This is a genomic window from Mesorhizobium sp. WSM4832 (genome assembly GCF_055811115.1).
Map to the genome: position 1 here is coordinate 80,701 of NZ_JBVVQH010000004.1, position 20,603 is coordinate 101,303.

The following is a 20,603-nucleotide window of genomic DNA, read 5'->3' on the forward strand; positions in this document are numbered from 1 at the left end:
TTGAAGGAGAATAGTGCGCGGCTGGCCCGCGTCAATCGACCAGAAACAGCAGCTCCGCCGTATAGAGCGCCAAGCCGGCAAGCCCGCCGATGATCATGCCATTGAAGCGGATATATTGCAGGTCCTTGCCGATGTTCATCTCGATCAGCCGCGTCAGTTGCGCCAGGTCCCAGCGCTTGACCTGGTCGGCGATGAATTTCGACACGCCGCTCTTCTGGCTCTCGACGAACGAGGCCAGCGCCACGACGAAGCCCCGGTTCATGTCGGCCCTGATCTCGGCGTCGTCGGCCAGATGCCGGCCGGCCTCGACGAACATGTTGGCGAGATGCTCGCGGATCATCGAATTCGGCGCATCGATGTCCTGCTCGATGAACAGGCGCAAGCTTGTCCAGGCATCGCCGGCCATCGCCCTCACCTCCGGACGGCCGAGAAAGTCGCGCTTCAGCTTCTCGGCGCGCCTTGCATATTGCTTCGAGGTCCTTAGCCGCTCGATGAAGCCAAGCGCGAACCGGTCGAATTCGGCGCGCATCGGATGGTCGGGATCAGCCCTGACCTCATCGAGTAGCGAACCCGCCGAAGCGACGATCTTCTTCAAGAGATAGGCGTCGGCCCGGAACAGGTTGAAAAGCGACGGCAATTCCTCGCGGATCTTTTCGCGCATCGTCGCCAGCGCCTGCTCGTCGTTGAGGAAACGCCCCACGACCCTGGTGAATTCGTCGAACAGTTTCTGGTGACGGCGATCGTCGGTCAGCGCCGACAGCAGATCCGCCGCGAGCGGCGCCAGCGGCACCTTTTCGATCTGCTCCAGCATGCGGCTGGTGACGAAGTCGCGCAGGCCGGATTGCTCCACTGCCGACAACGTCTGCGGCACCAGCCGCGCGACGAATCGCGACAGGCTGGCGGCGCGCTCGGCATCAGCCAGCCAGTCCGCGACCAGAGCGGCGAAGTCGACCTCGGCCAGTTTTTCGCGCACCGGCTCCGGCGCCAGGAAATTGGCTTCGATGAAACGGCCGAGATTGTCGGCGATCCGGTGCTGGTTCTCCGGGATAATGGCTGTATGAGGAATGGGCAAGCCAAGTGGCCGCCGGAACAGCGCCACCACGGCATACCAGTCGGCAAGGCCGCCGATGGTCGCCGCCTCGGCGAAGGCCGCGACGAAGCCGAGCCATGGATGGCTGCCCTGCAAGGACTTGGCGAGCGCGAAGACAAGGATGCAGAAGGCGAGCGCCGCGGCGGCGATGAACTTGGTCCGCCGCAATGCCGAAAGCTTCGCTTGCGCATCGGCGTCGAAACGGACCGGCACGAGGGCCGGAGCTGACTGTGACATGGAAGGGCCGTTTCCTGTTTGCACCCGCATCTATCTAGTGGCTGCACCGACGAAACGCTCGCTGAAGCTCAGGGCATATCGGCGTCGCCATAGGCGGCATGCACAAAAAGTTGACACGATTGTTCAGCTATGTGGCGGTCCAGTCTGGAATTGTTCCAAACTATGGGCCATATTCGGCTTAAGCTAATATTTTCGCGAGGATACCATGCGGCTCACGCGCCAGACCAATTATGCGATGCGCATCCTGATGTATTGCGCCGCAAACACCGACAGGCTGAGCCGCATCCCCGAGATCGCCGCCGCCTATTCGGTTTCGGAGCTGTTCCTGTTCAAGATCCTGCAGCCGCTGGTCGAGGCCGGCCTGGTCCAAACCGTGCGCGGCCGCAACGGCGGCGTGCGTCTCGGCCGCGCGGCCGAGCAGATCAACCTGTTCGATGTCGTGCGCGTCACCGAAGAGAGTTTCGCCATGGCCGAGTGCTTCGAGAACGACGCGGCCGAATGCCCGCTGGTCGATAGCTGCGCCCTGAATTCGGCGCTGCGCGAGGCGCTCAACGCCTTCTTCGCCGTGCTTTCCCGCTACACGATCGCCGATCTCGTCGCCGCTCGCCCGAACGTGCGCCATCTGCTCGGCATCGATCTTTTGGAGCAGCGCGCCCCGGCGGCCTAAGCGGCCGATTGCGGCAATACGAACGGCACGCTTCCCGCAGGCAGCGCGCCGACCTTCAAACGGCAGTCGAAGACCTTTTCAATCAGCTCGTCGTTCAGCACCGCTGCCGGCGAGCCGGCGGCGGCCAATTCGCCACGATGCAGCACGAAGATGCGATCGGCATACATGGCCGTGAGGTTGAGGTCGTGCAGGATCGCCACGACACCGCCGCCACGCCGGGCGAAATCGCGCGCGATGTTCATGATGATGAGCTGATGCTTGACGTCCAGGCTGGAGACCGGCTCGTCGAGGAACAGATAGCGCGGCCTGCCCTCCAGCACCGGCGCCCAGACCTGGCACAGCACGCGCGCAAGCTGCACGCGCTGCTGCTCGCCGCCGGAAAGCTCCTGGTAGAAACGGCCGGCAAAGCTGTCGAGGTCGACACGCGCCAGCGCCCGCTCGGGCAAACGCGCATCCTCTCCCGGCAACACGCCCGAGCGCCCTCCGACCAGGCCGAGGCGCACGATCTCGCGCACGGTGAAGGGAAAGGACAGCGCCGTCGACTGCGGCAGCACCGCGCGCAGCGTAGCCGTCTCGACCGGCTTCATGGCCGACAGGTCGCGGCCGTTGAGCGTGACGGTGCCGCTATAGGCAAGCTCGCCGGTCAACGCCTTGAGCAGGGTCGTCTTGCCGGATCCGTTCGGCCCGACAATGGCCGAGACCTTGCCGGGCCGCGCCGCGAAGTGGACATGCGACACGATGCGCTTGCCGCCGATCGCCACTGAAATGTCGCGCGCCTCGATCATGGCAAACTCACAAATCGACGATGCCGCGCCGGCGCAGCAGGATCCACAGGAAGAACGGCGCGCCGGCGACCGCTGTGACGATGCCGATCGGCAGCTCGGCCGGCGCGACGATGGTGCGGGCGACCGCGTCGGCGAGCAGAAGCAGCGACGCGCCGAGGAGCGCCGAGGCCGGCAGCAGGTAGCGGTTGTCCGGACCGATCGCCAGGCGCAGGACATGCGGCACGACGATGCCGATGAAGCCGATGCCGCCGCTGACCGCGACCGAAGCGCCGACCGCCGCCGATACACCGACGATGGCCGTGTATTTCAGCCGCTGCACCGGAATGCCGAGATGGCCCGCGGTTGCCTCCCCGAGCGCCAGCGCGTTGAGGCCGCGCGACAGGAACGGCATCGCCGACAGCGCCAGCACGATCACCGGCCCGATGGTGCCGATCTTCGGCCAGGTTGCGCCGGCAAGCGAGCCGAGCTGCCAGAAGGTCAGGTCGCGCAACTGGCGATCGTCGGCCATGAAGATGAGGACGCCCGTAAGGGCCATGGCAAGGGCGCTGATGGCGATGCCGGCAAGCAGCATCGTGGCGACCGACGTCCGCCCCTGGCGCGTGGCGATGGCATAAAGCAAGAAAGTCACCGCCAGACCGCCGACGAACGCCGCCAGCGGCAGCGCGAGCGTGCCAAGCGCAAGCGTGACCGGCGCAAGCCATGTGGTGCCGAGCACGATGATTGCCACCGCGCCGAGGCTGGAGCCGGCCGAAACGCCGATCAGGCCGGGATCGGCAAGCGGATTGCGGAACAGCCCCTGCATCACCGCGCCGCACACGGCGAGCGCGGCACCGATGAGCACACCGAGCAGGACGCGCGGCATGCGGATGTCGTAGACGATCAGCTGGTCGCGCGCCCCAAGCGCCGCGTCCACCGGCACGGCCCCGGTAAACCAGTCGCGGATGACGCGGACAGCGGACGCATCGGAAGCTCCCGACGTCAGCGACAGGAAAACGGAGAGCGCGAGCGCCAGGCCCAACAGCAGGATGACAAACCGTGCCCGTGCCGAGCGGTCGCCATCGGCCGTCATCACCCTGCCCGCCGCGCCGGCAATGGACTGTTCGGCCATGGCCGCTCAGTCCGTGACCTGATCGCCATAGAGCGATACGGCAAGATCGTGGATGGCTTCGGCCGTGCGCGGCCCGAAGCCCAGCAGATAGCCGCCATCCATGCTGATCGCCTTGCGGGCGGCACCAGCCGGAGTCGAGGCGATCGACGGATTGGCGAACAGCTCGTCTTCCGAGATCGGAGGCCCGGCATTCCTCATGGTCAGGATCACGTCCGGCCTGGCGGTGACGATCGCCTCGTCCGACATCTGCTTGTAGCCGGAAAAGCCTTCGACCGCGTTGACCGCTCCGGCAAGCTTGATGATGCCGTCACCGGCGGTATCGCTGCCCGCGGCAAGGATCCTGCCGCCCTGCGTCGAAAGCACGAACAGGATGCGCTTGCGCTCCTTGATCGAGGCCGTCTGTTTCTCGGCCGCCGTCAGCTTCGCATCCATCTCGGCTGCCAGCTTCTCGGCCTTGGCGTCGACGCCGAGCGCCTTGCCGACGATACGGATCTTTTCGATTATGCCTTCATGGCTGTAGTGCTCGGGCACCTCGATGAAAGGCACGCTCGACTTCTTCAGCACGTCGATCGCTTCCTTCGGGCCGCTGCCATGCAACGCCAGGATTCCGCTCGGATTGACCGACAGCACACCCTCCGGCGACAGCGCGCGCATATAGCCGACATCGGGGAGCTTCAGCGCCTCCTTGGGGTAGGAACTGGTCGAATCGCGCGCCACCAGGTGCCCTTCCTCGCCCAGCGCATAGACGATCTCTGTGATGGAGCCGCCGATGGATGCGATCCGCGACGCATCGGAAAACACGGTCGCGCCTTCGTTGGCGCCGGCCGGCAAGGCAGCAAGCAAAACACCGAGCATCGGCGCAAGCGCCGCGCGAAAACGGAAAACAACACGCATTGGGGTTTACCTATGCAGCGGTCGGATTGGGAATGCGGGGCAGGTTCTCGGCGAGGAAGCGCCAGTCCTCGCGCTCGCTTTCGCCTTCGTGGCGCTTGCCGAAGAACTGGATAATCATCCCGCCATTGGCGTCATAAGCCTCGAGCGAAGTGACATGGCCGTCCTTGGTCGGCTTGCGCACCGCCCAGACTTCGTGGATGTGATCGGTCCTCAGATGCAGGTGGAAGGTCTCGTCGAGCACGTTGATCCACGGCCCCATCGGCTTGACCGACCGGATCGGGCCGGAATGGATCTGGATGCAGCCGCGGTTGCCCACGAAGCACATGATCGGCATCCCGCCTTCGGCCGCGTGGTGGAACATGGCGCCCACCGCGTCATTGTCGAGCAGCCAGGCATAGTCCTGGCCGACCATCCGCACCGCCTCGCGGCGGCTGAGCTTCAGCGTCTTCAGCATGCCGAAGAACTGATGCACGTCGGTGAGCCGGCTCCAGCGGTCGCGCAGGTCGTCGATCGTTGCAGCCGAGCCTTGGGCCTCGCCCTCTCCATCCGCGGCGCTTGGGAGGATCGCGACGGTCGGTTCCTGGTTCGACGATTCGAGGCCCGCCACCAGCTTTTGGTAGGCATAGAGGTTCGACGCCGGCCGCAGATGCACCTTGTGCACGGCCTCGCCCCCCGCGTCGAAGAACTGCAGGCTGCGGCGGATCTCGCCGCCATCGCGCTTTTCGACGGAAAAACCATGCGCCCAGACCTTCGGGAAGATCCGCAGGTCGATGTTTTCGCCCAGCACCATGGCGTTGTGATTGCCGGTGACGACCTTGTCGTAGACGCCGATCTTTTCATGCACGGCGCTTTCGTTGCGGGTCAACGCCATCACCTCGCCGACCGCATCGAGGCCGGTCAGCAGATCGTTGACGCGCGGCTCGACGCGCACGGCGCCGACGCCGCAATGCGCCGCGACCAGTTCCGCTTCCGAAATGCCCAGTTGCGCCGAGAGATCGCGCTCCCGCATTTTCGGATTATCCTGCCTTGCCCGCCGGATTTCCTCCGGCGACGGCTTCACGCGCTGGTCCATATCGTCACCTGTAATGCCTGATGTTCGTTCATCGCCCGCCGATTGCGGTCATTTGTTGAGGATCAGCTTGCCCTGGCGGGTGATCTTCAGGCGGTAGAGCGCGCCATGATGCTCGATGCCGATCTCATGCTCGCCCTGGAACAGCGTGTTGCTGGAGAGCGTCCTCACCGCCAACGGCACCCGTTCGTAACGCATCTGCGTGTCCTCCGGACGGCGAACGCGATAGCGGAAATCATTGGGATTGTGCGTGTTCATCGGTCGGTCCCTTTCCTCTGACGGCCATCTTGGCCGCAGCCTCATAAAATGCCGATTCATTTCTTGACTAGAATGATCATGTTTACTAGTCAGTGCATTACCGGACTAAATGAGTCAACATTTAAGACGCCGGATATGATCAAAAATGCGAGCGAGCCCCGGGCCAGCCAGCTACGAGCCTGAATCTGGAGTTGGGGCATGGGGTTGGTGACTTGGGGACGGACGGGCCTGGCGGGCGACAGCGCAGGCCCGGGCTTCCGATCGTTGGCACGGGCAATGGCTATATTGATGGCCGGTTCGGCGGCAATCGCGCTTGGCGCACCCGCGGCAAAAGCGCAGCAGGCTGCACAGCCGACCGATCAGCGGGCTGACCAAAAGAAGAAAACCGACGAGAAAGCATCCGGAGACACTACCCTGCTCGACAAGATTCTCGTCATCAGCCGCACCGGCGAAACGGCGATCCAGTCACTGGCCTCCGCCAGCCATGTCGATCAGGAGCAGCTTGAGCGCCGCATGGCGACCACGCCGAACGAAATGCTGCTCGGCGTTCCCGGCGTCGCCGTGCAGGCCGACGCGCGGCGTGTCTCCTCCAGCATCAACATCCGCGGCCTGCAGGATTTCGGCCGTGTCGCCGTGATCGTCGACGGCGCCCGGCAGGATTTCCAGCGCTCGGACCATGGCACGCAGTCGACCTTCTATGTCGATCCCGAGCTCATCAAGTCGGTCGACGTCATCCGTGGCCCGGTGGCCAACACCTACGGCTCCGGCGCCATCGGTGGCGTCGTTTTCTTCGACACCAAGGACGCCGAGGATTTCCTCAAGCCGGATGAGACATGGGCCGGGTCGCTGACGGGGCGCTATGAGAGCAACGGCAAAGGCTGGACCACCAGCGCCACCGGCGCCTACCGGATCAACGAGAACTGGGACGTTCTGGGCAACATCGTCTACCGCGACTATGGCGACTACAAGAACGGCGGCGGAGACACCGTTGCCGGCACCGGCTTCGATGTGCTGAGCGGCCTGCTCAAGACCACCATCCGCCCGACCGAAAACAGCGAATTGAAGCTCGGCTGGGTCGGCTCCAGCGACGGATGGACGGAGACCAGCGGCGGCGTGCCGGCCAATGACGTCGACCTGAAGTCGAACACCTTTACCGCCCGCTACAGCATCACCGACGATGCCAGGAGCTGGCTCGACCTCCACATCAACGCCTCCTACAACAAGACGGTTCTCGACCTGACCACGCTGGTCCCGCAGAACCGTTTCGATCCGGTCACCGGCCTGCCCGTGGTGCTGCCGGTCGGCTCGCTGTCCACCTTCGATGTTGGCACGGCCGGCATCGACATCTGGAACACGTCGCGCTTCGAGACGGCGAGCGTCGCGCATGAACTGACCTATGGCGGCGACTGGGTCGGCGACGATGTCGATACCGGCGGCACGGCCGGCGGCGACTCCTTCTACACGCCGTCGGGCAAGCGCAACGTCTCGGGCGCGTACGTCCAGGACAAGCTGACCTGGGAATGGCTCGAAGTCATAGCGGGCCTGCGCTACGACAATTACAGCCTGACGGACGACACCAATGAGACCTCCGGCGACCGGGTCTCGCCGCGCATCACCGTCGGTGTTTCGCCTTTCGAAAGCGCCGGCCTGGCCGGTTTGCAGTTCTACGGCACCTATGCGGAAGGTTACCGGTCGCCGTCGCTGACAGAGACGCTGATCAGCGGCAACCATCCGGCCGGCGTCAGCTTCCCGTTCCTGCCCAATCCGAACCTGAAGCCCGAGACCGGCAAGACCGTCGAGTTCGGCGTCAACTACAAGCAGAACGACATCATCGAGGGCGGCGACGCATTCCGTTTGAAGGCAGCATATTTCAACAACAATGTCGACGATTACATCGACGGCGTGACGCTCTCGCCCTTCGACCCGACCAGCGGCTGCCCGTTCGGCCCCGGCATTCCGATCTGTTTCCAGTACCAGAACTTCGCCAAGGCCAAGATCAACGGTTTCGAGCTGGAAAGCGTCTACGATGCCGGCTGGGGCTATGCCGGACTGTCGGCATCCATCATCAACGGCCACACCATCTCCTACGAAGGCGAGCGGGCCGACCTGGCCACGATCCCCTCCTCGCAGGTGACGGCCCAGCTTGGCTTCCGCTTCCTCGAGGACAAGCTGACCGTCGGCGGCGAAGTGCAATACAACGGCAAGCCCAAGGGCAATCCGGTGGCCAAGGATTATACGCTGGTCAACGCCTTCGCCAGCTACCAGGCGGCCGACAATCTCAAGCTCGACTTCCGCGCCGACAATCTGTTCGACGTCAAATACACCAATCCGCTCAACGGAAGCACGACCGCCGTCCTTTACGAACCCGGCATCACGCTGAAGCTTGCGGCGACCATGCGCTTTGGAGGCTGAGCCGAGATGCGCAGGCTGATGACATCGCTTCGTCTCTTGACCTCGGCGCTGGCGATGTCGCTTGGCCTGGTGCCGGCGTGGGCCCAGTCCGCGCCGGCCCCTGCCCCAGATCCGGCCCAAGGTCCCGTATTGAGCCTTGAGCTCAATGCCGCGCAGCCTTCGGAAAAAGGCTGCCGGCTGACCTTCGTCGTCAACAACGCGCTCGGCGCCGACCTGTCGAAGGCGGCTTTCGAGATCGCGCTGTTCAACGAGGCCGGCGTCGTCGACCGCCTCACCGTGCTCGATTTCAAGAACCTGCCGGCCGGCAAGACCAAGGTCACGCGCTTCGACCTTGCTGGCGCCGACTGCAACAAACTCAGCCGCGTGCTGATCAACAGCGCGACCGAATGCGCCGGCAACGGCCTCGAGCCGGCGGCCTGCATGCGCGCGCTGAAGACGTCGACGAGGACCGCCATCGCTTTCGGCATATAGAGGTGGGGTTGCATCCGGCCCTCCCGCATGACGCCATGGCGTGGCCTGCATCCGGTCCGCCGCCATGGGCGGCAACCGATCTTGATTTGACAATCCCATATCGCGCGCGGCAGGTCTCGGCGCGAGACATGCACGACATCAACAACCTCTCCCACGCAGGCAGTGACCTGGCGATCACGCCGGCTGAACCGCTCATGCAGGCGCGGCAATCGGCCGGAGACCGCAGATGGACGGTGGCGATCATCGCCTCCGGCCTGCTCCACGGCGCCGCTGCGGCGGCGTTTCTGATCGCGCCCGCCGGAACATTCGATTCTGCGGACGCGATACGAGCCGAGGGCGCCGACCAATCCGGCGCCAACGTCATCGGCAGCGCCCTGGATGAACAGGCGTCCGGCGCGGTGGATGTCACCTTGGTGCCGGATCCGCAACCGCCGAAGCGCCAGGCCGTGCGGCCCGCTCCGCTGGCCGAGGCGCCGCAGCCGGCAAGCGAGCCGCCGACGCCTCAGCCTGCGCCGGACACCGCCAAGGTACCTACCGCCACGCCGGATATACTGGCGGCCGCCACGCCGCGCCAGGACGACCAAAGTGTCCTCACGGGCAGCGAACCGACGCCGGCGATCGAGCCGCAGAGCACACAAGCGATCCCTGCCGAGCCCGAGCAGCCACCGGCCGCGAGCGCGACATCGAGCGCGCCAGCCGGATCGGCGGGGCCAAGCGAAACCATAGAACAGCGCGGCGCGGCGGATGGCGATGCGCGGGATGCGCCGGTCATCGCCAGCAAGGGCAAGAAACAGGCCGCCGGCAATGCCCTGGAATCCCGCTACAGCGGTGAAATCCAGAAGAAGCTGGCCCGCGCCAACCGTCGCGTTTCGAAATCCATCCAGGCCAAGGCTCGCAACAATGCCAGGGTGGTTTTCGTCGTCGCGGCCGATGGCAGCGTCAGCGACCTGCAGCTTGCCGAAAGTTCAGGCTCCGCCGAGCTCGATCAGTTCGCTTTGACCCTGGTGCGCAAGCAAGCGCCATTCCCTCCCATTCCACCCGAGACCGGGAGGTCGAGTTGGGTGTTCAGAGCCCGGATCGGCCCTTTTAGGCCTTCGCCACCCTAAACGTCGGAATTCGTCCATTTCGAAAGGAAGCCAATGTATATCGCCATGAACCGCTTCAAGGTCCAGAACGGCTCGGAAGGAGCCTTCGAGGACGTCTGGAAGAACCGCGACTCCAGCCTTTCCGAAATGCAGGGTTTCAAGGAATTCCATTTGCTGCGCGGTCCGGTCAATGAGACCGAAGGCTACACGCTGTTTGCCTCGCACACGGTCTGGGCAAGCCAGGAGGATTTCGTCGCCTGGACGAAATCGGAGAATTTCCGCGCCGCCCATCGCAATGCCGGCACCTCGAAAGTCCACTATCTCGGCCACCCCCAGTTCGAGGGGTTTTCCGTCGTCGAAGGCGCATAGCACAGGCCTGCGACAAACAAGATTGTTTCGCGCCAGCTAGCAAAAACGGAGCGCCACGTAGCTCATTGCCGAACGGTCACCTACAGCTTTCGAGGCTTCGCTGCTAAGCTCAGAGGGCGGCCATCACCATCGGAATCGTCGCCAGCAGCCGTTCTCTGCTGACGCCATCACGGGCCTGAACGGATAAGCCGTGCAGCGCTAGAGCGACAAAATCGCCAAGCGCTTCTGCATCTGCATCCGGTTCAAGCTCACCTTCTGAAACTGCCCGCTGGAAACGCGCGATGAGGGCTGCAGTCTGTGCTCGCCGATGATCGGCGAGCAGATCACGGACTGCCTCGTTCTCCGAAGCGAAGTTGACCGCCGCCGAGACGATCATGCAACCTTTCGGCGCGTCGCTGTCACGGGTGTAAAGCTCGATCGCGTCCATCAGGATGCGCTCGACGGCGGCGCGAGCGCTCGGCGCCTCCTCCAGCGCGCGCAGCGCGAACCCGCCCTCATTCGCTTGATACTGGCCAACCGCCTCTCGGAAAAGTGCCTGCTTCGACCCAAACGCTGCATAGATGCGGGCGGATGCTAGGTTCAATTCCCCGACGAGGTCGGCCATCGAAACACCCTCGTAGCCACGGGCCCAGAACAGGTCGCGGGCCTTGGCCAGCGCCTCGCCGCGGTCAAACTCTCTCGGCCGGCCAGCCATCCCAGACTCCTTCTCTTTCTTTGTCGATCGACAATAAATCGCTTGACTGCCGCGTGCAAGACTGCATTCTTGAGTGATCAACAAAGAAAGGGATTGCTCATGCGAGCCGCCGTCATCGAACAACTCCGAAAACCCCTCGTGGTGCGCTCTATTCCCGAACCCGAATGTCCCCCGGACGGCGCCGTCATTCGGATTGGTGCAAACGGGATATGCCGCACAGATTGGCATCTTTGGACCGATGACTGGGCGTGGCGCGGGATCGCAATCCAGCCTCCGTTCGTGCTCGGCCATGAGTTCGCGGGCATTGTCGAGGAAATAGGAAGCGAGGTGAGGGGCTGGAAGCACGGCGACCGCGTTGTCTATCCCATGAACCCGGGCTGCGGCACGTGTTGGCAGTGCCGGGACGGGCATCAAAACGTCTGCGAGCACGTTGAGCAGTTGGTGCCAGGTGTATCGTTCTGGGGTGCCTTCGCCGAGTATAGCGTTGTTCGCCACGCTGACGTAAACCTCGTCCGCGTGCCGGAGACCATGCCTTTGCTAAGTGCGGCTAGCCTGGGTTGCCGTTACGTTGCATCGTTCCGGGCCGTGGTCGACCAGGCAGCAACGCAACCTGGGGAGTGGGTTGCCGTCCATGGTTGCGGCGGCATGGGAATGTCTGCCGTACAGGTAGCGGTCGCCCTTGGCGCGAGGGTAATCGCGGTCGATTCTTCCCGGGGCGCGCGCGAGCTCGCTCGGGAAATCGGTGCCGAGCATGCCGTCGATCCGGCCGAAGCCAACCCCGTCGAGGCGATCCGTCAACTTACGAATGGTGGCGCCCACGTCTCCATCGACGCCCTCGGTATCGCTGAAACCTGTCTCAACTCCGTTCTCTCACTGCGTCGCCGAGGACGGCACGTCCAGATCGGGCACACGACCAGCATTGAGAAGGGGTATGTGCCGCTTCCCATCGACGAGATCCTCCTCAGGGAACTGAAGCTGGTTGGCGGATTCGGTTTACAGGGGCATCGCTACGATACGGTTCTCGCGATGTGCGGAGCTGGACGCCTCGACCCCGGCAAGCTCGTCCGGCAAACGGTCGATCTTGACGGCGTGACCGGCGTTCTCGAGTCGATGGCCGACTACGGCGTGGTTGGCATCGCCGCGATTGACTTTGCGATCGAATAGATGCGGGCTGAACAGTACCCGGCGTCGTCATTCAGAAAGCGCCCCGCCCGGCATGATAGAAATAACGTGCCGTCGCGGGGCGTTCTGCGCAAGGGCTCGACCGCGCCGAGCCCACATTTCCGATTGACTGGTTTAGGCAGGGAGCGCGAGGCGAGCCGATGCCAGACCTTGCGCTCGATCTACGGCAGCTACGACGAGCGCTTCTCGTGGCGGAGCACGGAAGTTTTCGTCGCTAGGCCAGTGTGTCTCTGGCTGCCGGTTTGCTAGGCCGCGGCCAGCAGGCTGGCGTTGCCTCCCGCCGCCGTCGTGTCGACGCAGACCGCGCGCTCATGCGCATAGGCCGCCGGATTGAGCACCTCGCTGACCAGCGGCACGATCGGCCCGGAGCGCTCGGCAATCACCTTGCGCACGATTCGCGCCGCCTCCGGCGTGCCCGAAAAAGCGACGACATCGACACGCAGCGAGCGCGCCTCGACCGGATCGGGTCGGCCGTCGATGGCCGCGAGCGGCAGCCCCTTGCCGGTCAGCGCCGACAGCGCTGCCGGCGCGCCGGGCGCCACGGCGAGCACGGCATTGCCGGCCGCGAGTGCCTGGATCGTCTGCGCAAGCAGCGTCTCGGCATCGGGGCCGAGGCAGAGCACCCGGCCGCGCGGCGCCAGCGACAGCGTGTTGGCCTCGCCGGTCGGTCCGGGCAGGTCGACCTGGCCGGAATCGAGGCTGGCCGCGGCGGCGATCGCAGCCGCGCCCTTGCCGCGCAGATGCTTGCGCAGGATCGCCACGCGGTCCGGCCGCGTCGACCAGCCGCCCAGCGCCGGATCCGGCAGATTGTCGGCAAGCTCGGTCGCCGTCACCTTGTGACCCTCGCCAAGTTCGGTGCCGGCCTCCGGCCCCTTGCGGAAGCGGCGCAGGTAGTGCGGTCCGCCGGCCTTCGGGCCGGTGCCCGAAAGCCCCTCGCCGCCGAAAGGCTGCGAGCCCACGACGGCGCCGATCTGGTTGCGGTTGACGTAGATGTTGCCGGCATGGATGCCGTCGACGAAATGCTGGACGCGGCCCTCGATACGGGTGTGCAGGCCGAAGGTCAGCCCGTAGCCCTTGCGGTTGATGGCCGCGATCACCGCGTCGATCTCGTCGGCATCGAAGGAGGCGACATGCAGCACCGGGCCGAACACCTCGCGCTCCATCTCCTCGATGCCCTTGACGCGGAAAACATGCGGCGCGACGAAACGACCATCCTTCGGGGCCTCTAGTCTGGCGATCAGCCGGCCCTCCAGCCCCTTCTTCTTGCAGTAGTCGCTGATCGCACCTTGAGCCTCGTCGTCGATGACCGGACCGACGTCGGTCGAGATCAGCCAGGGGTCGCCGACCTTGAGCGCTTCCATCGCGCCTTTCAGCATCTCCAGCATCTTCTTCTCGACGTCCTTCTGCACATAGAGCACGCGCAGCGCCGAGCAGCGCTGGCCGGCGCTCTGGAAGGCAGAGGCGAGGATATCGCGCACCGCCTGCTCCGGCAGCGCGGTGGAATCGACGATCATGGCGTTGAGCCCGCCGGTCTCGGCGATCAGCATGGCGTCGGGCGCCGCGGTTTCCGCCAGCTGCCTTTCAATCAGCTTGGCGACCTCGGTCGAGCCGGTGAAGCAGACGCCGGCGATGCGCGGGTCGGCGGTCAAAGGTCCACCGACAGACGGGCCGTCGCCGGGCAAAAGCTGGATGACATCCTCCGGCACGCCCGCCGCGCGCAGCATCTCGACGGCGCGGAAGGCAATCAGCGGCGTCTGCTCGGCGGGCTTGGCGATCACCGAATTGCCGGTGACTAAAGCCGCGGCGATCTGGCCGGTGAAGATCGCCAGCGGGAAATTCCACGGCGAGATGCACACGATCGCGCCGCGCGCTTGCGTGCCCACCTCGGCATTCTGTGCCTCGGCCGCGTAGTAGCGCAGGAAGTCGACCGCCTCGCGCACTTCCGCCACGCCGTCGGCCAGCGACTTGCCGGCCTCGCGCGTGGCCAGTGCGAAGAACTCGACCGCGTTGGCCTCGTAGAGGTCGGCAGCGCGGTTGAGGATCGCGGCGCGCTCGGCAACCGGGCGCTTTGCCCAGGCCGGTTGTGCGTCGACGGCAATGCGAACGGCGGTCGCCACCTGCTTGGCCGCCGCCTCATGCACCGTGCCGACGATCTCGTCCGGCTTGGCCGGATTGACGATCTGGCGCGGCTTACCGTAGCCGGCGGCACGCGTGACCGGCTTGGCATGCCAGCGATCCGCTCCAGCGAACTCCGCCCTCGCTCTATCAATGGCCGCGAGCGTCACCGGATCGGTGATGTCGAAGCCTTTCGAGTTGAGGCGGCCGTTGCCGAAGATCGCCGCCGGGCGCGCGATCGCCGGATTGGCGGCGGGACCCTGTGTCTCGACGGCCTCAAGCGGGTCGCGCGCGATCTCCTCCGGCTCGACCTCCTCGTCGGTCAACTGGTGCACGAAGGAGGAGTTGGCGCCATTCTCCAGGAGCCGTCGCACCAGATAGGCAAGCAGGTCCGAATGCGCGCCGACCGGCGCATAGATGCGGCAGCGTGTGGCTTCGGCCTTGCGCACCGTCTCATGCAGCGCCTCGCCCATGCCGTGCAGGCGCTGGAACTCAAAGGTGTCGCGATCCTTCGTCATCGACAGGATGGCGGCGACTGTATGCGCGTTGTGGGTGGCGAACTGCGGATAGATGCGATCGGTCATCGACAGCAGCTTTTTCGCGCAGGCGAGGTAGGAAACGTCTGTATTGGCCTTGCGGGTAAAGACCGGATAGCCCGAGAGGCCGAGCGCCTGCGCCCGTTTGATCTCGGTGTCCCAATAGGCGCCCTTCACCAGCCGCACCATGATCCGGCGGTCGTATTTTTTCGCCAGCGCATAGAGCCAGTCGATGGCGAAAGCCCCGCGCGGGCCATAGGCCTGGACGACGACACCAAAACCGTCCCAGCCAGCGAGCTCCGGCTCGGCGAGAACCCGCTCGATGACATCGAGAGACAGGTCAAGCCGGTCGGCTTCCTCGGCGTCGATGTTGAGGCCCATGCGCGAATGCCGCGCTGCGAGTGCCAGCGACAAGAGCCGCCCGGCCATCACCGGCAGCATCGTCTCCCGCTGCGCCACCTCGTAGCGCGGATGCAGCGCGGAGAGCTTGACCGAAATGCCGTGATTGTAGCGGATGTCGGGACCGTTCGACCCGGAATCGAGCGAGGAAATCGCATCCGCATAGGCCCGGTGATAGCGCAGCGCGTCGGTTTCGGTGCGGGCCGCCTCGCCTAGCATGTCGAAGGAATAGAGATAGCCTTTCTGTGTCATCGGCCGGCCGCGCTTGACCGCCTCGGCGATGCTGCGGCCGAGCACGAACTGCTCGCCCATCTCGCGCATTGCCGCCGCGACCGCCTTGCGGATCACCGGCTCGCCAAGCCGTCTCACCATGGCGCGCAGCGTGCCTTCGATGCCGCCCTCGCCTTCGTCGAGCACGCGGCCGGTCAGCATCAGCGCCCAGGTCGAGGCGTTGACGAAAATCGAGCTCGAACCGCCCGAATGCGCCGACCAGTCATGCGGCGCGATCTTGTCGGCGATGAGATCGTCCATCGTCTCGGCATCGGGCACGCGCAGCAGCGCCTCGGCGAGACACATCAGCGCCACGCCTTCCTTGGTCGACAGGCCATAGGCCGAGAGAAAGACCTCCATCAGCCTGGGGTCGGACGAGCCGCGCACCGCGCGCACCAGATCGGCCGCGCGGGCCGAGATCACCTTTCGCTCTTCTCCCGAAAGCCCGGCCGCCGCTGAAAGCCGCTTCATCGCCTCATCTTCGTCGGGCAAATAATTGGCGCGGATCTGCTGGCGGATGGCGTCGAGCGGCATGTCGGGTCCATGAAAGCAAGCGTTAGGGAGCGGTCTGGCCACTGCCGGACCGATTGCCGCAAGCTAGCACAGCTGCGGATTTCAGTCGGTCCAAAGAAATCGACAAGATAGTCCGACCGATCTATCATATGGGCCAGAGCCGTCTCATTTCGACCACGATTTCGATGACCGAAGACCAATTGGACCGCATTGACCGCAACATCCTGTCCGCGCTCGGGCGCGACGGCAGGCTTTCGATGTCTGAACTGGCTTTGAAGGTCGGCCTGTCGAAGACGCCGGTGCAGGCACGCGTCAAGCGGTTGGAGAAGGACGGCTACATAAGAGGCTACCGCGCCGTCATCGACCGCGAACGCATGGGCGAAGGCCATGTCGCCTTCGTTCAGGTGAAGCTGTCCGACACGCGCTCGGCAGCGCTCGATGCCTTCAATCGCGCGGTGCAAGCTGTGCCGGAAATCGAGCAATGCCACATGATGGCGTCGAGCTTCGATTATCTGTTGAAGGTCCGCACCACCGACATCGCCGCCTATCGCCGCGTGCTCGGCGAGCGCATCTCGGCCCTGCCCCATGTCGCCCAGACCTCGACCTTCGTGGCAATGGAGACCGTGAAGGACCGCTAATCCGACAGCGTTTTGAGGAACGCCACCAGGGCCGCCCGCTCACGGTCGGACAGATCGAGCGGATGGACTTCCGAGACGCCTTCAACGGCAGGCGGCGCCTTTGAATAATGCGCCACCACCTCGTCGAGCGTCGAGAACTGCCCGGCATGCATGTAAGGCGGTCGGCCTGCGGCGCCTCGCAATGAAGGCGTCTTATAGGCGCGCACGGTTTGCGGCCCGTCCTTCACCATGAAACGCAACTCGCGGCAGGCGCTTTCATCGCCGTCGCGGAATTTACCGAGACAGTTGAACGGGTCGGCCTGAACTTGCGCCACGGCATCCACCCGGCCACGGTCCAGCGGCAGCCCGTCGACCGGCGGCACACCGGTGTTGTGGAAGGAATTGTCGGTGAAGCGCGGGCCGTTGTGGCAGGTCACGCAATTGGCCTTGCCGATGAACAGCTTCAACCCGAGAATCTCTTCCGGCGAGAAAGCAGCGTGGCCTTGCGGCGCTGCGCCTGTCGCGAGATCGATGGCAAAGCGGTCGAAGCGCGTCTGCTGCGGTTCGATGGAGCGCTCGAAGGCGGCGATCGCCTTGCCGACATTGGCATAGACGCGATTGACGTCCTCTTGCTGGCTGGCGGGCATGGCGTTCCACGCCGCCTTCTCGGTCTCGCTGCCGAGCGGGCTGGCATTGGCCGGCACGGTCGAAAGATCGGGCAGCGGCCCGAAGATGCGCTCGTAGCGCTCGCCGAACCGCTTCTTGATGTAATGCGCGAAAGCGGCCCGGTTGCCGGCCTGCTCCAGCGGATTTTCAAGCGGCGTCAGCGCTTGCGCCCACAGGCTGTCGCGCCTTCCGTCCCAGAAGAACCACGGATTGCGCGCCACGCCGGCCAGCGGCATGGTGCGCCGGTTGGTGTGGCCGATGCCGACCGCCTGCGGCAGGTCGTCTTGGAACTGGCGGTCGATCTTGTGGCAGGTCGAGCAGGACACCGTGCCGTCGCGGCTCATGCCGACATCGAAGAACAGCGTCGAGCCAAGCGCGGCAGCCGCCGGCACGTCCGCATACCGGTTCGTCGTGTCCGCTTTGGGCGCAGGCAGCGTGTTCAGCGCCAGCGACGCGATGGTCTTCTTCTCGGCGTCGCTGAACTGAGGCTTGCCGCAGCCGCCCAGCAAGGCGAGAGCGGCCAGAGCCAGCAGGCTTACGACGTTGGCCAGACGCCTCATTGCCGGCTCACAACACGACGTTGAAGACGACGGAATCGGAACCGGCTGTCGCCGAGATGGCGAAGCGCAATTGCCACCAGCCGCTCATCGTGAACTTCACGCCGTCTATGCGGTAGCGCCCGCCGCCCAGATAATCGGTCGCCTGCGGACTGGTCGGCAGGCCGTGATCGTGCTGCGGCATCCCGCCGGAAACGGTGATGGCCGCCCCCTCTACCGGCGCGCCGGCGGCGGTCTTCAGCGTCAGCAGCCAGGATTGCAGCTCGCCTTGCCGAACCACGCCGCGCTCCGGCTCGAAGCTCGCGACGAAAAGGCCGTTCGCCGTCTTTTTCGAGCGTGAGGTGTCCGGACCGGACGCCGGATGCGGCAGCGTCAGATAGACGGCGGCCACGATACCGACCAGCAGGGCAGCCAGACCAAGACCCGCTAGAATGTAACGCCATATCGATGCCAAGCCCGTTCCTCTTCGGCTGCTAACGTCACGGGCCGCGTATCGCGTCCCGCCCTGCCTGTGGGAAATCGCTTCTGGCGCAAAATTCAGCCTTCGCCAAGCATGGCGCTGCCCGCCGCAAAAAGCTACAGCAACAAGGTCTTAGGAAGGGATGGGATAAGCCGCATGACCAATGGTATCGCGTCGGTCGGCGAATGCATGCTGGAACTGTCGGGCCACACCGGTTCGAACTGGCGCATGGGCTTTGCCGGCGACACCTTCAACACGCTCTGGGCATTGCACGCGCTGAGCCCGGATCGGCCCGCGACCTATGTCTCGGCCTTCGGCGACGATCCCTTCTCGCGCGACCAGGTTGCCTTCTTTGCCGAGAACGGCATAGGCATCGGCTACAGTCCAGTCATTACCGGCGCACGCCCCGGCCTTTACGCCATCACACTCACCGGCGCCGAGCGCGCCTTCACCTATTGGCGAAGCGACGCGGCGGCGCGCCAGCTCGCCTCCGATCCGGCGGCGCTGGCAAAAAGCCTTGAAAACCAGGCGCTTGTCTACTTTTCTGGAATCACCTTGGCAATTCTGGACCCGGCGGCGCGCAAAACCCTCCTGTCGGCCGTAGCGGCTGCCCGCAAGGCCGGCTCGCTCGTCGCCTTCGACCCGAACTACCGGCCGCGCCTTTGGCCGAACCGCGAGGCGGCACAGGCCGCGATCCTGGAGGCGCTCGCTGTGGCCGACATCGCGTTGCCGACCTTTCCGGACGAGCAGATGCTGTTCGGGGATCCGACGCCGCAGGCGACGGCGTTGCGCCTTGGCAGGCTGACCGGCGAGGTCGTGGTCAAGAATGGCGAGCAGCCGGCCTTGATTGCGCTGAACGGCGCTTCACAGACTGTTGACGCGGTGCATGTGGCTGCCCCTGTCGACACCACGGGCGCGGGCGATTCCTTCAACGGCGGCTATCTCGCCGCCAGGCTTGCCGGCCATGCGCCCGCCGACGCGGCGCGCCGTGCGCACAAAGTCGCCGCCGCGGTTGTGCAGGTTCGCGGCGCGCTCGCTCCGTTCGACACGCTAAAGAAGGCCTTCGACAGTTAAGCGCTGTCGAAGCTTAGGCGGATGTCGCTTCAATATTGCCAAACCTTAGGGCAGACGGAACCGGTATTCCGTCACCTGATGGTAGATCTGCCCGGGCCATAGCGTCGCTTGCGGGAAATAGGGCCTGTTGGGCGCGTCCGGCCAGGTCTGCGCTTCGAGGCAGAGGCCCGAAAACGCCTTGTAGCGGCGGCCGTCGAGTCCCGCCGATGTCGGCGCGACATACTGGCCGATATAGAGCTGGAGGCCTGGCTCGGTGGTCCACACTTCCATCTCGACGCCGGAACTGGCGCCTTGCACCCAGGCCGCCTGATGCAGCGGTCCTCGGTTGGAGGCCAGGCAGAAATTCTGGTCGTAGCGAAGCTGCTCGCCTTCCATTTCCATGCGCAGCGGCCGCGCCTGCCGGAAATCGTAAGGAGTGTCGTCGACCGGCTTCACCACGCCGGTCGGGATCATCTCGTCATCGACGGGCGTGTAGGCGCCGGCATTGAGCATCAGCCGATGGTCGAGGATGTCGCCGGTTCCGCCATCGTCGAGATTGAAATAGGAATGCTGCGCGAGATTGCACAGCGTCGGCTCCTCGCAGGTCGCGGTCAGCTCCATGCTGAGCGTGCCGGGGATTTTCAGCCGGTAGGTGCACGTGACATCGAGCGCGCCGGGAAAGCCCATCGCGCCGTCCGGATCGTGCAAGGTCAGCGTCACGAAATCGCGGCCGTGCAGCGAGACGCTCCATGGCCGGTGGAAATAGCCTTCAGAGCCGCCATGCAGCGTATGCTTGCCGAGAAAGTTGCGCTCGGTCTGGTAGCGCTTGCCCGCAATGGTGAATCGGCCGCCGCCGATGCGGTTGGCGAAACGGCCGACGACCGCCCCGAAAAAGGCGCGGTCGGTCTCGTAGGGCTCGAAGCGGTCGTAGCCCAGCACCAGCGGCGCATCGTGGCCGGCGAGACGTAGGTCCTGGACGATCGCGCCGAGGCCGATGATGTTGGCGGTGAGGCCGCCGCCCCGGATTGTGAACCGGCGCACGGCCTCGCCCGCCTGTGTCGTGCCGAAGACCTCGCCGTCTTTCATCGCTATGCCC

The 20,603-nt window shown here is 64.9% G+C and carries 19 protein-coding genes; 8 read left to right on the plus strand and 11 right to left on the minus strand.

From position 1 onward, the window contains the following. Nucleotides 1-31: 31 nt before the first annotated feature. Nucleotides 32-1,327, minus strand: coding sequence for a DUF445 domain-containing protein (locus AC0L2L_RS07425; RefSeq protein ID WP_473577216.1), 1,296 nt, complete (start codon nucleotides 1,325-1,327; stop codon nucleotides 32-34). A 205-nt stretch (nucleotides 1,328-1,532) separates the two neighbouring features. Here AC0L2L_RS07425 and rirA point away from each other — a divergent pair, with 205 nt between their 5' ends. Beyond that, nucleotides 1,533-1,994, plus strand: coding sequence for an iron-responsive transcriptional regulator RirA (rirA, locus tag AC0L2L_RS07430; RefSeq protein ID WP_027167204.1), 462 nt, complete (start codon nucleotides 1,533-1,535; stop codon nucleotides 1,992-1,994). On the opposite strand, the gene AC0L2L_RS07435 is transcribed toward rirA, so the two are convergent. From AC0L2L_RS07435 to hemP, 5 genes are read right to left on the minus strand one after another with little or no spacing between them, the layout of a single operon-like run. Beyond that, nucleotides 1,991-2,779, minus strand: coding sequence for a heme ABC transporter ATP-binding protein (locus tag AC0L2L_RS07435; RefSeq protein ID WP_473577217.1), 789 nt, complete (start codon nucleotides 2,777-2,779; stop codon nucleotides 1,991-1,993). The genes rirA and AC0L2L_RS07435 overlap by 4 nt on opposite strands. A 7-nt stretch (nucleotides 2,780-2,786) precedes the next feature. Then, nucleotides 2,787-3,887, minus strand: coding sequence for a FecCD family ABC transporter permease (locus AC0L2L_RS07440; protein WP_473577218.1), 1,101 nt, complete (start codon nucleotides 3,885-3,887; stop codon nucleotides 2,787-2,789). Nucleotides 3,888-3,893: 6 nt separating this feature from the next. Further along, nucleotides 3,894-4,781: a heme/hemin ABC transporter substrate-binding protein gene (locus AC0L2L_RS07445; RefSeq protein ID WP_473577220.1), complete on the minus strand. Its 888-nt coding sequence runs from the start codon at nucleotides 4,779-4,781 to the stop codon at nucleotides 3,894-3,896. A gap of 10 nt (nucleotides 4,782-4,791) precedes the next feature. Continuing rightward, nucleotides 4,792-5,853, minus strand: a complete 1,062-nt coding sequence (locus AC0L2L_RS07450) for a hemin-degrading factor (protein WP_473577221.1) — start codon at nucleotides 5,851-5,853, stop codon at nucleotides 4,792-4,794. 48 nt (nucleotides 5,854-5,901) lie between these two features. Next, entirely contained in the window at nucleotides 5,902-6,108 is a 207-nt protein-coding gene (hemP, locus tag AC0L2L_RS07455) for a hemin uptake protein HemP (protein ID WP_040981784.1), read from the minus strand. Nucleotides 6,109-6,306: 198 nt separating this feature from the next. On the opposite strand from hemP, the gene AC0L2L_RS07460 reads away from it, so the two are divergent. The 4 genes from AC0L2L_RS07460 (at nucleotide 6,307) to hmuQ (ending at nucleotide 10,445) form a co-directional block, all read left to right on the plus strand. Further along, complete coding sequence (locus tag AC0L2L_RS07460; protein ID WP_473577222.1) at nucleotides 6,307-8,520, plus strand: TonB-dependent hemoglobin/transferrin/lactoferrin family receptor; 2,214 nt, start codon at nucleotides 6,307-6,309, stop codon at nucleotides 8,518-8,520. Nucleotides 8,521-8,526: 6 nt separating this feature from the next. After that, complete coding sequence (locus AC0L2L_RS07465; protein WP_473577223.1) at nucleotides 8,527-8,991, plus strand: hypothetical protein; 465 nt, start codon at nucleotides 8,527-8,529, stop codon at nucleotides 8,989-8,991. A gap of 233 nt (nucleotides 8,992-9,224) precedes the next feature. Further along, nucleotides 9,225-10,097, plus strand: coding sequence for an energy transducer TonB family protein (locus AC0L2L_RS07470; RefSeq protein ID WP_473577224.1), 873 nt, complete (start codon nucleotides 9,225-9,227; stop codon nucleotides 10,095-10,097). A gap of 33 nt (nucleotides 10,098-10,130) precedes the next feature. Then, nucleotides 10,131-10,445, plus strand: a complete 315-nt coding sequence (hmuQ, locus tag AC0L2L_RS07475) for a heme-degrading protein HmuQ (protein ID WP_027167195.1) — start codon at nucleotides 10,131-10,133, stop codon at nucleotides 10,443-10,445. A gap of 109 nt (nucleotides 10,446-10,554) precedes the next feature. Here the strand turns inward: hmuQ and AC0L2L_RS07480 are convergent, their stop codons facing one another. Next, entirely contained in the window at nucleotides 10,555-11,262 is a 708-nt protein-coding gene (locus tag AC0L2L_RS07480) for a TetR/AcrR family transcriptional regulator (protein WP_473577225.1), read from the minus strand. Between AC0L2L_RS07480 and AC0L2L_RS07485 the strand changes: the two genes are divergently transcribed. Then, on the plus strand, nucleotides 11,239-12,303 hold the full coding sequence (locus AC0L2L_RS07485) for an alcohol dehydrogenase catalytic domain-containing protein (protein ID WP_473577226.1): 1,065 nt from the start codon (nucleotides 11,239-11,241) through the stop codon (nucleotides 12,301-12,303). The genes AC0L2L_RS07480 and AC0L2L_RS07485 overlap by 24 nt on opposite strands. A 263-nt stretch (nucleotides 12,304-12,566) precedes the next feature. Here the strand turns inward: AC0L2L_RS07485 and putA are convergent, their stop codons facing one another. Further along, nucleotides 12,567-16,175: a bifunctional proline dehydrogenase/L-glutamate gamma-semialdehyde dehydrogenase PutA gene (putA, locus tag AC0L2L_RS07490; protein ID WP_473577227.1), complete on the minus strand. Its 3,609-nt coding sequence runs from the start codon at nucleotides 16,173-16,175 to the stop codon at nucleotides 12,567-12,569. A gap of 164 nt (nucleotides 16,176-16,339) precedes the next feature. Here putA and AC0L2L_RS07495 point away from each other — a divergent pair, with 164 nt between their 5' ends. Next, the gene (locus AC0L2L_RS07495; protein ID WP_027167193.1) at nucleotides 16,340-16,792 is read left to right on the plus strand and encodes an Lrp/AsnC family transcriptional regulator; all 453 of its coding nucleotides are present in this window, start codon (nucleotides 16,340-16,342) and stop codon (nucleotides 16,790-16,792) included. Here AC0L2L_RS07495 and AC0L2L_RS07500 read toward each other — a convergent pair. Beyond that, on the minus strand, nucleotides 16,789-17,997 hold the full coding sequence (locus tag AC0L2L_RS07500) for a cytochrome-c peroxidase (protein ID WP_473577229.1): 1,209 nt from the start codon (nucleotides 17,995-17,997) through the stop codon (nucleotides 16,789-16,791). The two genes, AC0L2L_RS07495 and AC0L2L_RS07500, sit on opposite strands and share 4 nt — an antisense overlap. 7 nt (nucleotides 17,998-18,004) lie before the next feature. Then, nucleotides 18,005-18,448: a FixH family protein gene (locus AC0L2L_RS07505; protein WP_473577230.1), complete on the minus strand. Its 444-nt coding sequence runs from the start codon at nucleotides 18,446-18,448 to the stop codon at nucleotides 18,005-18,007. Between the two features lie 162 nt (nucleotides 18,449-18,610). On the opposite strand from AC0L2L_RS07505, the gene AC0L2L_RS07510 reads away from it, so the two are divergent. After that, nucleotides 18,611-19,528: a sugar kinase gene (locus AC0L2L_RS07510; RefSeq protein ID WP_473577231.1), complete on the plus strand. Its 918-nt coding sequence runs from the start codon at nucleotides 18,611-18,613 to the stop codon at nucleotides 19,526-19,528. Between the two features lie 45 nt (nucleotides 19,529-19,573). On the opposite strand, the gene AC0L2L_RS07515 is transcribed toward AC0L2L_RS07510, so the two are convergent. Further along, nucleotides 19,574-20,599 (minus strand): aldose epimerase family protein, encoded by a 1,026-nt coding sequence (locus AC0L2L_RS07515; RefSeq protein ID WP_473577524.1) that lies wholly within the window; start codon nucleotides 20,597-20,599, stop codon nucleotides 19,574-19,576. Nucleotides 20,600-20,603 lie beyond the last annotated feature (4 nt).

Excerpts from the sequence above, each read along its gene's own strand:
- AC0L2L_RS07500 (WP_473577229.1), bottom strand. The coding sequence starts at position 17,997 with ATGAGGCGTCTGGCCAACGTCGTAAGCCTGCTGGCTCTGGCCGCTCTC.
- hmuQ (WP_027167195.1), top strand. The coding sequence starts at position 10,131 with ATGTATATCGCCATGAACCGCTTCAAGGTCCAGAACGGCTCGGAAGGA.
- AC0L2L_RS07460 (WP_473577222.1), top strand. The coding sequence starts at position 6,307 with ATGGGGTTGGTGACTTGGGGACGGACGGGCCTGGCGGGCGACAGCGCA.
- AC0L2L_RS07495 (WP_027167193.1), top strand. The coding sequence starts at position 16,340 with ATGACCGAAGACCAATTGGACCGCATTGACCGCAACATCCTGTCCGCG.
- AC0L2L_RS07435 (WP_473577217.1), bottom strand. The coding sequence starts at position 2,779 with ATGATCGAGGCGCGCGACATTTCAGTGGCGATCGGCGGCAAGCGCATC.
- AC0L2L_RS07465 (WP_473577223.1), top strand. The coding sequence starts at position 8,527 with ATGCGCAGGCTGATGACATCGCTTCGTCTCTTGACCTCGGCGCTGGCG.
- AC0L2L_RS07485 (WP_473577226.1), top strand. The coding sequence starts at position 11,239 with ATGCGAGCCGCCGTCATCGAACAACTCCGAAAACCCCTCGTGGTGCGC.
- AC0L2L_RS07445 (WP_473577220.1), bottom strand. The coding sequence starts at position 4,781 with ATGCGTGTTGTTTTCCGTTTTCGCGCGGCGCTTGCGCCGATGCTCGGT.
- AC0L2L_RS07440 (WP_473577218.1), bottom strand. The coding sequence starts at position 3,887 with ATGGCCGAACAGTCCATTGCCGGCGCGGCGGGCAGGGTGATGACGGCC.
- rirA (WP_027167204.1), top strand. The coding sequence starts at position 1,533 with ATGCGGCTCACGCGCCAGACCAATTATGCGATGCGCATCCTGATGTAT.
- hemP (WP_040981784.1), bottom strand. The coding sequence starts at position 6,108 with ATGAACACGCACAATCCCAATGATTTCCGCTATCGCGTTCGCCGTCCG.
- AC0L2L_RS07510 (WP_473577231.1), top strand. The coding sequence starts at position 18,611 with ATGACCAATGGTATCGCGTCGGTCGGCGAATGCATGCTGGAACTGTCG.
- AC0L2L_RS07450 (WP_473577221.1), bottom strand. The coding sequence starts at position 5,853 with ATGGACCAGCGCGTGAAGCCGTCGCCGGAGGAAATCCGGCGGGCAAGG.
- AC0L2L_RS07425 (WP_473577216.1), bottom strand. The coding sequence starts at position 1,327 with ATGTCACAGTCAGCTCCGGCCCTCGTGCCGGTCCGTTTCGACGCCGAT.
- putA (WP_473577227.1), bottom strand. The coding sequence starts at position 16,175 with ATGCCGCTCGACGCCATCCGCCAGCAGATCCGCGCCAATTATTTGCCC.